The organism is Buchnera aphidicola (Mindarus japonicus) (assembly GCF_039393905.1).
GTDB lineage: Bacteria > Pseudomonadota > Gammaproteobacteria > Enterobacterales > Enterobacteriaceae > Buchnera_A > Buchnera_A aphidicola_B.
Genome location: NZ_CP135030.1, coordinates 240,973 through 255,946, shown reverse-complemented (window position 1 = coordinate 255,946; position 14,974 = coordinate 240,973). Strand labels below are relative to the sequence as shown.

Below are 14,974 nucleotides of genomic sequence, written 5' to 3'. Positions count from 1 at the left end.
AAGGAAAAAAATAATATGGAAATAAAAAAAAATAAACCTACAGGAAAAATGGTTCTAAGAACAGTACCTACTCATTCAAATACAAATTCAAATGGAGATATATTTGGAGGATGGATTATGTCGCAAATGGACATATCCGGTGCTATTCTTGCAAAAGAAATTTCTAAAGGAAAAGTTGTTACCGTTCAGGTTAATAACATAACTTTTTTAAAACCTATTTCTATCGGAGATATCGTTAGTTGTTATGCAGAAATTATAAAAATAGGAACTAGTTCTATTTCTATAAATATAGAAATATGGATTAAAAAAATTTCTTCTAAGTTAATAGGAAAAAAATATATTGTTGCAATATCTAATTTTATATATGTAGCTATTGATGATAAAGGCAAACCTCGTACGGTTTTAATTTAAAAAACGTAATAATAGAAATTATTAAAAATAAAATAAAAAGTTTTTGTATATATAATAATGGTATTATAAATTTTTTATATTTCATGTATGTTTTTATAAAAAATATTTTTTTTTCATGTTTTGAACAACATACATGAATGTAATAACAAGGTAAGTATAAATAAAAAAATTTTTATATTTATTTATTTTTTTTATATAAATAATGTTTAAAGGAATTAAATAATTTATTTTGAATCATAAAATAATTTCTTAATCGAATATTGAGATTATCTAAATGAAAGCTAAGCTTAAAAAAATTAATAATATAAGAATTTTACGTTCTCAAACTAAAAAAATTTCATTAAAAATTTTAGAAAAAATATTAAAAAAATTTAAGATTATTGTTAATGAAAGAAGAAAAAAAGAAGTAAAATTGCAAGAAGAAATAAAAAAAAAGAATAAAAAACTTAATTATTATCGGAAAATGTTATTAGCTGATGGAATTAATCTTCATGAATTATTAAATAAAAAAAATCTTAAAAAAAATATTTATCAAAAAAATAAAATTATTCATCCTGCTAAATATAAATATTTAAATAAAAAAGGGGAAATGAAAACTTGGACTGGAAAAGGAAGAACTCCAACTGTTATAAAAAATGCTATTTTAAATAAAAGAAAAAATTTAAAAGATTTTCTTTTATGAAATATGTCTTATCTTTTATTTTTTAAAAAAAATATATAAAACAAATATAAAATAGTTATTTTTATTTTAAGTTAAATATTATAAAGTAAAAATGGAAAAAAAATGAAATATTTTTTAAGTTTAATCTCTAATTTAATAAATATAATTTATTCAATGGTAAATTTTATTAAAAAATTTTCTTTTAATATTTTTCTTATATTACTCTTTTTATTAATTTCAATAATTTTTATTGAAAAAAATTTCAATATAAATTATTTTTCTTACAAAAAAGTTCCTTTATTAATTAATATTAACGGTTTAATTACAGAAAAAAAAAAAATTAATCAAAAAACTATTTATTTTATTTCAAAATTTATTAATTTAAATTTTCAAAAAAACAAAGAAAATTCTATTTTTGAAATAGTAGATAAAATTAGACAAGCAAAAAATGATAATAAAATAAATGGAATTATATTAGATTTGCAAAATTTTTCCGGATCAAGTCAAAATTTATTAGAATATATAGGAAAAAGTTTAAAAGAATTTAGTTTTTCAAAAAAGCCTATTTATTCAATAGCTAACAATTATTCTCAATCTCAATATTATATAAGTTCTTTTTCAGATAAAATTTTTCTATGTTCTCAAGGGAAAATAAATATTGATAAGTATAAGATAAATCAATTTTATTATAAAAATTTTTTAAAATATTTAAAAGTACAATTTAATATTGTTAAAATAAAAAAAAATAAATCAATTATCAGATTTTATCCAAAAAAAAGAGTTACTACTCAAAGTACAATTTTACAAAAAAAATGGATTAATTTTTTATGGAAACGTTTTATTAAAAAAATAAAAAAAAATAGAAATATTCGGTATAAAAAAATTTCTTATTCGAAAAAAAAATTAATTAAAGGATTCAAAAAAAACTCTGAAAAATTTTCAGAATATGAAAGAAATAAAAAATTAGTAGATTTTATTTATCCTTATCCAAAAATTAGAAAAATATTAATTAAAAAATTTGGATTTAATAAAAAGAAAAATAATTTTAATTATATTAATATCAACGATTATCATATTAAAAATAAAAAAAGTTTAAATAAAATAGCAGTTATAATTTTAGATGGTTTTATTTCAGAAAATAAAAATTATATTATTAATAAAATTAAAATTGCTAAGAAAAGAAAAGATATTAAAGCATTAATTTTTAGAATAAATACCCCTGGAGGAAATATAATTTTTTCAGAAAGAATAAGGGAAGAATTAATAAATTTTAAAGATTCTAAAAAGCCTGTTATTATTTCTATGGGACAAATTGTTGCATCAGAAGGATATCGGATAGCTTCGGTAGGAGATTATATATTTGCTCATCCTACAACATTAATAAGTCCGATCAAAATATTTAATGTTAAAAATACATTTAATAAATTGATTTATAAACTAAAAATTGATAGAAATAAATTCTATTCTTCATTTTTTATAAAAAATAACCTTTTTAAAAAATTTAAAAAAAATAAAAAAAAGATAATACAATTAAAAATAAAATATGATTATTTAAATAATTTAAAAAAAATAGCTAAATCAAGAAAATTATCATTAAAAAAAATTAAAAAATTAGAAAAAAAAGAAATTTACATAGGAATAGAAGGGAAAAATAATAAGTTAGTTGATTTTATTGGAGATTTTGATGATGCTTTAAAAAAAACAATTTTCCTATCCAATATTTCAAATTATCAAATAATTTGGATGAAAAAAAACAATTATTTTTTAAATTAAAAAAATAAGGTTAATTTTTAATTTTTTTAAAAAATAAAAAATCACTTTTTCTATGAAATATTATTAATAAATAATATTAATTAAATATATACCTTAAAAATTTTTTTCTAATATATTAGAGTGATAAAATTTATAATAATTTTTATTATTTACATAATTATTTTAAATAATGTCCCATTTTTTTTTCTTTAGTAGTTAAATAATTAAAATTATTAGAATTTTTTTTTACAATAATTGATACTCTTTCTATAACATCTATACCTGAATCTTTAAAAATTTTTATTTTCAATGGATTATTAGTCAATAACTTAATTTTTTTTATTTTCAGTATATGAAATATATCAATACAAATAGAAAAATCTCTTTCATCTGCAGAAAATCCTAATTTTTGATTAGCTTCTACTGTATCTAGTCCACTGTCTTGCAAAGAATAAGCTTTAATTTTATTTAATAAACCTATATTCCTTCCTTCTTGTCTATGATAGATTAAAATTCCCTGACTTTCTAAAGAAATTAATTCTAAAGCTTTTTTTAATTGAAAACCACAATCACATCTTAAGCTAAAAAAAGCATCTCCTGTTAAACATTCAGAATGTATTCTTGATAAAATAGGAACATCCTTATTTATGTTACCATAAATCAAAGCTACATGATTTTTTTGACTATTTTTTTCTTTAAATCCTACAATTAAAAAATTTCCCCATGGAGTTGGTAAATTAGCTTCTGATATTTTTTTAACTCGCATAATAAAAATCCTATTTTTTCAAAAAAATAACAATAAAAAAAACTAAAAAATAAAAAAATAACTAATATTACTTATTTTAATTTATTATTTTAAATAATTAAATTTTTTTTTAAAAAGGTATATATACATATTTTATAATTAAATGTGTTTTAAAAAAATATTTGAGTTAATCAAAATTTTTTTTGTAATAATTAAATTTAAGATTAATGAATCTATAATTTTTTTATAAAAAATTATATTAAATTTTTTTATTTTTAAAGTAAATATTTTTAAATTTATATAAAAATTTTTTATTTCTATAAAATTTAAGTCTGTTTTTTTAACAAAATTTATATTTTTTTGTTTATTTTATTAAAAAAAATATTTTATAAACTATATAAATACTCTTTATTTTTATAGAAAATGTGCTTTTTTAAAATTTTTTAAAAAATAATTTGTGTATACTTAACGTATCATTATTTGTTAGTTTATAAAAATTGAATAACTTGAATGTACAAACTTGCAGCTGTTTAATCAGCTGCTTATTAACTTGATAATAAAAAAATTTTAAATTTAATATTTTTTACTAAACAAATATTATTTTTTTTAAAAAAATATTTAAATACTTTTAAATTTTTCATAATTTCTAATTAAAAATATAAAAATTATAAATTTCAAAAAAATAATTAAAAGTTTTTAATTTGATCTTTTGCATGATAAGAAGAACGAACAAATGGTCCACAAAATGCGCTAGTAAACCCCATAGAAAAAGCTTCTTTTTGAAAATCTATAAATTCCTGAGGAGTTATATAACGTTTTACAGAAACATGAAATTTACTAGGTTGCAAATATTGTCCTATTGTTATCATATTTACTCCATTATTTCTTAAATCTTTCATTACTTCAATAATTTCTTTTTCTGTTTCTCCTAAACCTAACATTAATCCTGATTTAGTAGGAATATTAGGATTTCTAGTTTTAAAAATATTTAGTAAATTTAAAGAAGAAAAATAATCCGCTCCTGGTCGTATTTCAGAATATAAACGAGGAACATTTTCTAAATTATGATTAAATATATCAGGAAGAGAAGATTCTAATGTGTTTAAAGCGATTTTAATTTTTTTTCTAAAATCAGGGACTAAAATTTCTATTTTTATATCTTTTTTTTTTCTAATTTCTTTAATACATTTAGAAAAATGTTCAGCTCCTCCATCATGTAAATCATCTCTAGCAACAGATGTAATGACTACATAATTTATATTCATACTTTGAATAGTTGAAGCTAAATTCTTAGGTTCATTTTTATCTATAGGCATAGCTCTGCCATTCATTATAGCACAAAAAGGACATTTTCTTGTACAAATTTTTCCGAGAATCATAAAAGTTGCTGTTCCATTATTAAAACATTCTCTTAAATTTGGACATTTTGCTTCTTCACAAACAGAATTTAATTCTTTTTTTCTTAATCTACTAAACATTCTGTCAATTTTTTTTGAATTTGTCGGAATTCTAATTTTTATCCAATTAGGTTTTTTTAACATAATTTATAAGAAAAAAATTTAAAAAAAAATAATAAAAAATTTTATTTATATAAATAAAATTTTAACAAAAATTATTTTTTTATTTTATTAGTTAATTGGTTATAATACCACAAAAGAAATAAATTTTAAGTGATAAAAAAATTATTACTAATATTTTTTAAATTCTTTAAAAATATTTTTTTTTAATATATTTTCTATATTTTTTAATTTTTTTTTAGATGTAAATTTAGAAAGATTATCCATTTTTATTTCCTTATTTCCACAGGGGATGATATTTTGAAAAGGAGTTAAATCCATATCTATATTTAATGATAAGCCATGCAATGAATAACCATTTTTTATCTTTAATCCTAACGAACATATTTTTTTTTCTTCTATATAAACACCCGGCATTCCTTTTTTAATTTTTCCTAAAATATCAATTTTTTTTAGAGTATTTAAAATAATTATTTCTAATATTTCAATTAATTTTCGAACATGTATATTTCTTCTTTTTAAATCAATTAAAAAATATATTAATTTTTGCCCAGGACCATGATAAGTAATTTGACCACCTCTATCACTATTCTCTATAGGAATATTAGTAACATTAATAATATTTTTTTTATTTCTAATTTGTCCTTGAGTATAAACAGGGTAATGTTCAACTAACCAAACTTCATCTATAGTACTACTACTTCGAAGATAATTAAATTCATGCATAGAATTATAAATAGTTTTCCAATTTTTTATTCCTAAATTACGGATAATAATTTTTGTATTGTACAAATTAAATTCCTGCTTAATTTTAAAAAAAATAAAAATTATTTAATTTAAATAAAAATTTGATTCTTCAAAAAAAATTTCTAAGTAAATAATGAATATCTGATATTCATTATTTCTATATTTTATTAAATTATTTTTTTAATAAAAAAATTTTTAATAGCTAAATAGCGCTAAATATTAAAAATAGATTTGATACTAGTGATTATGAACTCAATTCCTATAGAAAATAATAATAAACCCATTATTTTAGTCATAATATTAATTCCATTTTTTCCAAGAAAATCTACAATTAAAGGAGAAATTTTAAATAATGTCCAACAAAAAAATGAGAAGATTAATATTATTAAACTACAAAGTATTAGATTTTGTATATCAGAATGTTTACTACTCCAGACAATAGTAGAACTAATAGCTCCAGGGCCTGCTATTAACGGCATTGCTAATGGAACTACACTTACAGTATCTGATTCAGAATTAAATTTAACAGATTTTTTATTTTTTTCTTCTTTTTTTGTTATTTTCCCACTTAACATGGAAAAAGCAATAGCAATTACTAATATACCTCCAGCAATACGAAAAGAATTAATTGAAATACCAAAAATATTTAAAATAGTTTGCCCTAAAAATAAAGAAATGCACAAAATAATACTGACAGATATATTAGCAATTAAATTAGTTTGATTTCTTTCTTTAATTGTTTGTTTGCTTGTTATACTATAAAAAATAGGGATTAAACCTATTGGATTGACTAATGCAAATAAACTAAAAAAAAACTCTATATAAATAAAAAAATCACCAAATAATATATTCATATTTTATCTCCATATTTTTGAATTAAAAAATTTAAATAAAATATAATACTAATAGTCATTTTAAAAGTAATACTTAATGCATAGAAATTAAATTCTAATTAAAAATTAATAAATTAAAATTAATTCAAATAGAAAATTATCTAATAAAACTTTAAAAATAATAATATATTATATTCTATATCGGACAAGCTATTACACTTCTTTTATTGATTTGAATATCAACGATAGTTACCAATAAAATATCGGATATTCTATAAAATATATGTTTTAAAACTTCTATAATTCCATATTCTCTATTGCATACTACTTCATTTTTTTTAGAATGTAAAAAAAATAAAGGAATAAATACATAAGCTCCATTTTCAATAATTCTAGCTTTAATCCCATTTTTATAAACATCTATAATTTCTGCAGAATATATTTTATCTTTTTCATTTATTTTTTTAAAAAAATTTGCGTACAACCAATTTTGAATTTCTTTCTCAGCCATTTTATTCTTTCTTCGTTGTTCATTTATTTTAATTAACACAACTTTTTTTGGTCTTTTTATTTTTTCTTTTTTGATAATAGCTTTTAGTAGCCGATGATTTATCATGTCTCCATATTTTCTAATTGGAGAAGTCCATGTTGCATAAACTTTTAAACCTAGTGCTAAATGAGGTTTAGGAAATATACTTATTTTTCCAAAAGCTTGAAATTTTCGAATTCTTGCTTCAAGATAATTATCTCCTAGTTTATTTATAATAAAATGAAGTTCTTTAAATCCTTTTAAAGTATTAATATTTTTACTATCAAGAAAAATTTTATATTTTTTTAAGAATTCAACCGTAAATTTAGAATTTTTTAAATCAAATCCAATGTGAGTATTATATATCCCAAAACCTAATTTTTTAAATAAAAAAGTAGCAGCACACATGTTAGCAGCAATCATTGCTTCTTCTACTATTCTGTTTCCAATTCTTCTGGGTTCTATATATATATTAACAATTTCTCCTTTATTATTAATTTGAAATCTATATTCTGGTCTTTCTTTAAAAATTAAAGCGTTTTCTTTCCTCCAATTTAAACGAAGCAAAGAAAAATTTCTTAATAAAATTAATTTTTTTTCTATAGAAAGACTATTAGGTTTCCAAGAACCTTTTTTATTTAACCAATTAGAGACATTTAAATATGTTAATTGTTTTCTAGATTTTATCCAAGCTAAAAAAAATCTAGTTTTTTTTTCGATAATACTTCCATCTTTTGAAAATATAATTTCACAAGCTAGAGATGGTCTTTTTTCATTTGGACATAATGAGCATAAATTTTCTGATAGTGATCTAGGTAACATAGGAACATTAAATCCCGGAAAATAACTAGTAAACGAACGATTTTCAGCTATTTTATCTAATTTACTTCCTACCGATATATAAGAAGTTGGATCTGCAATAGCAACAATTAGTTTAATTGTATTATTTTCTTCTTTTTGAATAAATAAAGCATCATCAATATCTTTAGTATTTTCGTTATCGATAGTAATAAATTCTAAGCTCGTCAAATCTTTTCGATTTAATTCATCTGAAATAAATTTTATATTTTCTTTAATATCTATAGAAGGTTCTTTTTTTTTTAAATTATATTTTGATAACATTATACTCCAAAAATAAAAAGGATCATTTGAATTTACAATAAATTCTATTAGTTCAGCAAAAAATATTTTATAACCTTTTAATCTATGTTGAATTAATTCAGCAAATACCCAATCTCCTTCTTCAAATATTTTTGACATATTATTTTCTCTATTACAAAAAATTGTTTTTTTTATTAACGAGTTTTCCGGAATTATATAGAATACATCTTTCTTTTTTATTATTTTTCCAATAAATTTTTTTAAGATAGGAGTTAATAATTTTTTTATAATTACAATTTCTTTATTATTTTTAAAAATAATTTCCGCTTTAACCTTATCTCCATGCATTACTTTTTTCATTTCTTCTGGAGATAAAAAATAAAATTTACGAGTATTAGTTTCTAAAAAACCAAATTTTTTTTTAGTGCTTCTAACTGTACCTTCTATTTCTATTATTGATATTTTTTTTTCTAATTTTTTTTTTAACTTTATTAACAATGGATTATTACAAAACATAATATTTAAACCTAATTTAATAAAATATGTTTGAAAATTTCTATAAAAAAATATTTTTTTTAAAAATTTTTTAGTAATCATTTTTTTTATTTTTTATCTTATTAAAAAAAATATTTTTTATACTTATTACTTATAAATAACATTTATTAATATATTTTAAATGACATTAATATGCCTTTAAGGAAATTTAAAATTTTTTATAAAAAACATTAGCTCATAATTGAAACATTAAATCCTCCGTCAACATAAATAACTTGCCCGGTTATTCCTGCAGAAAGTTCAGAAAATAAAAAAACAACAGAATTTCCTATATTTAAAATATTAATAGGTTTTTTAATAAAACTATTTTTAACAGATTTTTCTATAATTTTTTTAAAATCTTTAATAACATATGAAGAGATAGTTTTAATAGGACCTGAAGAAATAGCATTAACTCGAATACTTTCTTTTCCTAACGAAAAAGCCATATAACGAACATTTGCTTCAAGAGATGCTTTAGCTAATCCCATTACATTATAATTTGGAATAACTCTAGTAGATCCAATATAAGAAATAGTTACTAAAGAAGAGGATTTATTTAACATATCTTTAGATTCTTTTGCTAATGCAGAAAAACTATATGAACTAATTTCATGAGAAAGTAAAAATTCTTTTCTAGTAAGTACATTTAAAAAATCTCCCGTTAATTGTTTTCTAGAGACAAAAGCAATTGAATGAACAATTCCATCAAATTTTTTCCAAATTTTTTTTAAATTTAAAAAAAAATTTTTAATACTATTGTCTTTTTTAACATTACATAAAAAGACAATATCTGAATCTAGAAATTTAGCTAATTCTACAACTTTTTTTTTATTTTTTTTAGAACAATAAGTAAATGCTAACTCTGCTCCATATTCATGAACTTTTTTTGCTATTCCATATGCAATTGAATATTTATTTAAAACACCAGTAATTAATATTTTTTTACCTAAAAGTAATTTTTTTTGGTAATTTTTCATATTGATTTAATTTTATTTATTATTTTTTTTAAAAGAATTATAAATAAATTCAACTTATTTCTCATATTAAAAAAATTTTAATAATTAAGTTAATTTATTTACCTAATGAAATAATGATTAATTGTATGGTAAAACACATTTTTTTTTATTTTATATATTTTATTATTTAAATTTATTTATATCTAACTCTATTAAAATTAATATTTAATTAAATTATAAGAATTAAAAAAAAGAAGGTTTATACCTTCTTTTTTTAAAAAAATATAGATATACTTTATTACAGTAAATTTTTTATTTTAAATTTTAAGATTTTTTTTAATTAAACTATTTTTTTTCTAGAAAAAATCGATAAATAATGCTTTATTAAAAATTAATAATTTCATAGATTTATTTTTAAGAAGAAAATTACTGAATAAAAATTCAATTTATAAAAAATTATATTTTTTAAAAAAATAATTTTTTTTTAAATTTAATTAATAATTAATTATTCATTTATAAAATTCGATTAGTTAATTCAACAGATAATCCTATATAATTACTAGGAGTTAATTTTTTTAATCTTATTTTTTCTTTTTTTGGAATAGATAAATTATCAATAAAATTTAAAATATTTTCTGAATTAATTTTATTTTTTTTAATTTCTTCTTTTAACTTTTCATAAGAGTTTTTAATAGAAAAACGTCGCATAACAGTTTGTATGGCTTCTGTAAGAATTTCCCAATGATTATTTAAATCTTTTGTTATTTTTTTTTCATTAATCGAAATTTTTTCTATCCCTTTCTCTATAGAAAAATAAGCTATTACTGAATACCCTAACCCTACCCCTAAATTTCTTAACACAGTTGAATCACTTAAATCTCTTTGCCAACGAGAAATAGGTAATTTTTGTCCGATAAAATTTATCATCGCATTAGATAGTCCTAAATTTCCTTCAGCATTTTCAAAATTTATAGGATTTATTTTATGTGGCATTATTGAAGAACCTATTTCTTTTAATATTTTTTTTTGAGAAAAATACCCAATTGAAATATATCCCCAAATATCTTTAGAAAAATCAATAAGTATTAAATTGAATATAGAAATACAATTAAATAATTCTGTAATATAATCATGAGGTTCTATTTGAGTAGTATATGGATTCCATGTAATTCCCAATTCAGTTACAAATTCTCTACTTATTTTAACCCAATCCACCTCAGGATAAGCAATTAAGTTAGCGTTATAATTTCCTACTGTTCCATTTATTTTACCTAGGATTTCTATTTTTTTTATTTTTTTAAATTGTCTAGATAAACGAAAAATAAAATTTGCTATTTCTTTACCCATTGTAGTGGGAGTTGCAGGTTGTCCATGAGTTCGAGAAAGCATTGGTACGCTTTTATATAAAAAAGAAAGTTTTTTAAGTAAAGAAATAATTTTTTTCCAATGAGGTATTAAAGACATTTTAATAAATTTTTTTAACATTAAAGCATAAGAAAGATTATTAATATCTTCTGATGTACAAGAAAAATGAATAAATTCTGAAATAAAATTTAAATTTTTTATTTTTGATATTTTTTTTTTTAAAAAATATTCAATTGCTTTCGTATCATGATTAATTTTTTTTTCAATTTCTTTTATTTGGTAAGCATCTTTTTTATCAAATTCTTTATAAATTTTATTCAAATTTTTAATTGTTATTAAATCAAACGAAGGTAATTCTTTTATTTCTGTTATAGTGGATAATTTTATTAGCCAATTAATTTCTACTTTAATTTTAAATTTTAAAAAAGCATATTCACTAAATATTTCTTTTAAAAAAAAAGTTTCTTTAAAATATCTTCCATCGATAGGAGAAATAGCCATTAGATTACTTAATTTCATTAAAGCATTTCCTATTTATTTTTTGTTTAATTTATTTGAAATATATAAAAAAATTATTTAAAATTTAAAAATTAAATTTTATGAATTAACTTTTTTAATTAAATAAATTAATTAATTTATTTAAAAATATTTAATTTAAATTAAAAAAATTACATTAAAAATAATATTTAATATTTTTTATACATTAATTTTTTTTAAAGCAATTCTTTTTTTTATAACGCCCCCTCCTAAACAAATACTTTTTAAATAAAAAACTGCTGACTGTCCAGGAGTCACAGAAGAAATAGGTTTTTCAAACTTTACTATAATTAAATCATGACTAAGTTTATTTATTTCACAATTAATATTTTCTTGTTGATACCTGATTTTAACTTTACATTTCAAAGAAATAAAAACTTTATTCTTATTAAACCAGGATAATCGTTCAACTAAACATCCGGTAGACATTAAATATATATTATTAATTCCTTGTGCTACAACTAAAGAATTCGTAGAAATATTTTTTTTAACTACATACCAAGGTTCAGAAGAAAAATTTTTTTTTCCACCAATTTTTATTCCTTTGCGTTGTCCTATTGTATAGTTCACTAAACCAGTGTGTTTTCCTAAAAATTCATTTTCAACAGAAATAATACTTCCTTTTTTAATAGGTAAATATTTTTTTATAAATAATTTAAAATTTTTTGGATTTATGAAGCAAATTCCAGTAGAATCTTTCTTTTCAGCTACTACTAAGTTTAAATTTCTAGCAATTTTTCTAACTTTTTTTTTATAAAGATTTCCCAATGGAAATAAAGTTTTTCTTAAAGCATAATTAGTAATAGAATATAAAAAATAACTTTGATCTTTTTTCTTATCTTTTCCTTTTAATAAGTAAGTATTTCCTAAAATTTCTTTTTTTCTTACATAATGGCCTGTTGCTATAAAATCTGCTTTTAACACTTTTATTGAAAAATTTAAGAAAAATTTAAATTTTATCTCTTTATTGCATAATATATCAGGATTAGGTGTTCTACCAGATTTATGTTCTGATAAAAAAATTTTGAAAACATAATTCCAATATTCTAAAGAAAAATTTATAGTATGTAAGTATATATCTAATTGTTTGCATACTAATTTTGCATCTTTTAAATCTTTTTTAGACCCACAATACTCAGAATTATCTTCTTCTTCCCAATTTTTCATAAACAATCCTTCCACTTGGTAATTTTTTTCTTTTAATAACCAAGCAGATACGGAAGAATCTACTCCTCCAGACATTGCAACAATAACTTTAGGTTTTTTTATCTTTTTTTTAATTATTATCATATTTTAATATTTATTAGTTTATATCAATTTTATAGTTATGTTAAATAAAATAAGGTATTTTTTATCTTTGATGATATTATCATTAATTAAATAATGCAAATGACATTTTTGTATCATTTAATATGTTTTTTAATAAAACATATGAATAAATACAATTATTTTTTTACAACGGTAAATTAATTAAAAAATGAAATATTTAAGAAATTTTTCTATTATTGCACATATTGATCATGGAAAATCAACAATTTCTGATCGATTAATTCAAATATGCGGAGGATTATCTAATCGGGAAATGTCTAATCAAGTTTTAGATTCTATGGAATTAGAACGAGAAAGAGGAATTACTATAAAAGCTAGAAGTGTAAGTATTAATTATATATCTAAAAAAAAACAAAAATTTAAATTTAATTTCATTGATACTCCTGGACATGTTAATTTTTCTTATGAAGTTTCTAGATCATTATCTGCATGCGAAGGGGCTTTATTGGTAATAGATGCTAGCCAAGGCATAGAAGCTCAAACCGTTGCTAACTGTTATACAGCTATTGAACAAAAACTAAAAGTTATTCCTGTTATTAATAAAATTGATTTACCTACGGCTAATCCTGAAAAAATTAGAAAAGATATAGAAGAAATAATTGGTATTTCATCTAAACAAGCAGTCGAATGTTCTGCAAAAACAGGGTTTGGGATTATAGATATTTTAGAAAAAATAATTACCGATATCCCTCCTCCTAATGGAAAAATTGATAATCCTTTGCAAGCTTTAATAATTGACTCTTGGTTCGATAAATATTTAGGAATAGTATCTCTTGTTTGTATAAAAAATGGATCACTAAAAAAAGGTGAAAGAATACAAATTATGAGCACTAAAGAAAAATATTCTATAGAGGAAATTGGAATTTTTACACCAAAACAAGTTAAAAAATCGATTTTAAACTGTGGAGAAGTAGGTTGGGTTATTTGTGGAATTAAAAATATTTTAGGAGCACCAGTTGGTGCTACCATAACATCTTTAGCGCGACCAGCTATTAATCAATTGCCTGGATTTAAAAAAATTAAACCTCAAATTTATGCAGGATTATTTCCTATTTCTTCTGAACAATATACAGTGTTTAGAGATGCTTTAGGAAAATTAAGCTTAAATGATTCTTCTTTATTTTATGAACCAGAAAATTCAATTGCTCTTGGATTTGGATTTAGATGTGGATTTTTAGGTTTACTTCATATGGAAATCATACAAGCTCGCTTAGAAAGAGAGTATCAATTAAATTTAATTTCAACAGCCCCGACAGTTGTGTATGAAATAGAGAATGAGCACAATGAATTAATGTATATGGATACTCCTGCTAAGATTTCTGCATTAAAGAATATAAAATCTTTTAGAGAACCAATTGCAGAATGTTATATTTTATCTCCAATTCAGTATTTGGGAAATATTATAAAATTATGTAATGAAAAAAGAGGAATCCAAACAAAAATTTTTTTCTATGAAAAACAAGTTTCTTTAACTTATGAAATACCTATGTCAGAAATTATTCTTAATTTCTTTGATGAACTCAAATCTATTTCTAGTGGTTATGCTTCGTTAGAATATGATTTTAAAAAATTTAAAACATCTAATATGGTTTGTCTAGATATATTAGTTAATTCTCAAAAAATAGATGCTTTTTCAATTATTATTCATGAAAGTCAAGTTTTGTATAGAGGAAAAGAGATAATTAAAAAAATGAAAAATTTTATATCTCGTCATCAATTTGATATTGCTTTGCAAGCAAGAGTAAAAAATCGAATTATTGCTCGTTCTACAATAAAACAGTTAAGAAAAAATGTTTTATCTAAATGTTATGGAGGAGATATTAGTCGTAAAAAAAAATTACTTCAGAAACAAAAAAAAGGAAAGAGAAGAATGAAAAAAATTGGAAATGTAAACTTGCCTCAAGAAGCATTTTTCTCAGTATTAAATACTTGCAATAAATAATTATTAAAGGAT

11 protein-coding genes and 1 pseudogene are annotated in these 14,974 nt (G+C 20.2%); 4 read left to right on the top strand and 8 right to left on the bottom strand.

Going from position 1 to position 14,974, the window contains the following annotated elements:
* The first annotated feature begins 15 nt into the window (after positions 1-15).
* The 3 genes from yciA (at position 16) to sppA (ending at position 2,845) form a co-directional block, all read left to right on the top strand.
* Positions 16-411, top strand: coding sequence for an acyl-CoA thioester hydrolase YciA (gene yciA, locus RJT65_RS01180; protein ID WP_343153136.1), 396 nt, complete (start codon positions 16-18; stop codon positions 409-411).
* A 274-nt stretch (positions 412-685) separates the two neighbouring features.
* On the top strand, positions 686-1,093 hold the full coding sequence (locus RJT65_RS01175) for an H-NS family nucleoid-associated regulatory protein (RefSeq protein ID WP_343153134.1): 408 nt from the start codon (positions 686-688) through the stop codon (positions 1,091-1,093).
* 102 nt (positions 1,094-1,195) lie between these two features.
* Positions 1,196-2,845 (top strand): signal peptide peptidase SppA, encoded by a 1,650-nt coding sequence (gene sppA / locus RJT65_RS01170; protein WP_343153132.1) that lies wholly within the window; start codon positions 1,196-1,198, stop codon positions 2,843-2,845.
* A gap of 157 nt (positions 2,846-3,002) precedes the next feature.
* Here sppA and ribA read toward each other — a convergent pair whose 3' ends face one another.
* From ribA to mnmA, 8 genes and pseudogenes are all read right to left on the bottom strand, one after another.
* Entirely contained in the window at positions 3,003-3,590 is a 588-nt protein-coding gene (gene ribA / locus RJT65_RS01165) for a GTP cyclohydrolase II (protein ID WP_343153130.1), read from the bottom strand.
* A 665-nt stretch (positions 3,591-4,255) separates the two neighbouring features.
* A pseudogene (gene lipA, locus RJT65_RS01160) lies at positions 4,256-5,110 on the bottom strand (lipoyl synthase); the annotation flags it as partial.
* Positions 5,111-5,257: 147 nt separating this feature from the next.
* Positions 5,258-5,878, bottom strand: coding sequence for a lipoyl(octanoyl) transferase LipB (lipB, locus tag RJT65_RS01155; protein WP_343153128.1), 621 nt, complete (start codon positions 5,876-5,878; stop codon positions 5,258-5,260).
* Positions 5,879-6,045: 167 nt separating this feature from the next.
* Complete coding sequence (locus RJT65_RS01150) at positions 6,046-6,687, bottom strand: YchE family NAAT transporter (protein WP_343153126.1); 642 nt, start codon at positions 6,685-6,687, stop codon at positions 6,046-6,048.
* Positions 6,688-6,862: 175 nt separating this feature from the next.
* The gene (locus tag RJT65_RS01145) at positions 6,863-8,812 is read right to left on the bottom strand and encodes an exoribonuclease II (protein ID WP_343153124.1); all 1,950 of its coding nucleotides are present in this window, start codon (positions 8,810-8,812) and stop codon (positions 6,863-6,865) included.
* Between the two features lie 209 nt (positions 8,813-9,021).
* Positions 9,022-9,810 carry an enoyl-ACP reductase FabI gene (locus RJT65_RS01140; RefSeq protein WP_343153122.1) on the bottom strand — a complete coding sequence of 263 codons (789 nt, stop codon included), beginning with the start codon at positions 9,808-9,810 and terminating at the stop codon, positions 9,022-9,024.
* Between the two features lie 492 nt (positions 9,811-10,302).
* A complete protein-coding gene (gene purB / locus RJT65_RS01135; RefSeq protein ID WP_343153120.1) occupies positions 10,303-11,673 on the bottom strand; it encodes an adenylosuccinate lyase in 1,371 nt (456 codons plus the stop codon).
* A gap of 177 nt (positions 11,674-11,850) precedes the next feature.
* Complete coding sequence (gene mnmA, locus RJT65_RS01130) at positions 11,851-12,981, bottom strand: tRNA 2-thiouridine(34) synthase MnmA (protein WP_343153118.1); 1,131 nt, start codon at positions 12,979-12,981, stop codon at positions 11,851-11,853.
* Between the two features lie 187 nt (positions 12,982-13,168).
* Between mnmA and lepA the strand changes: the two genes are divergently transcribed.
* Positions 13,169-14,962, top strand: a complete 1,794-nt coding sequence (lepA, locus tag RJT65_RS01125; protein ID WP_343153116.1) for a translation elongation factor 4 — start codon at positions 13,169-13,171, stop codon at positions 14,960-14,962.
* Positions 14,963-14,974 lie beyond the last annotated feature (12 nt).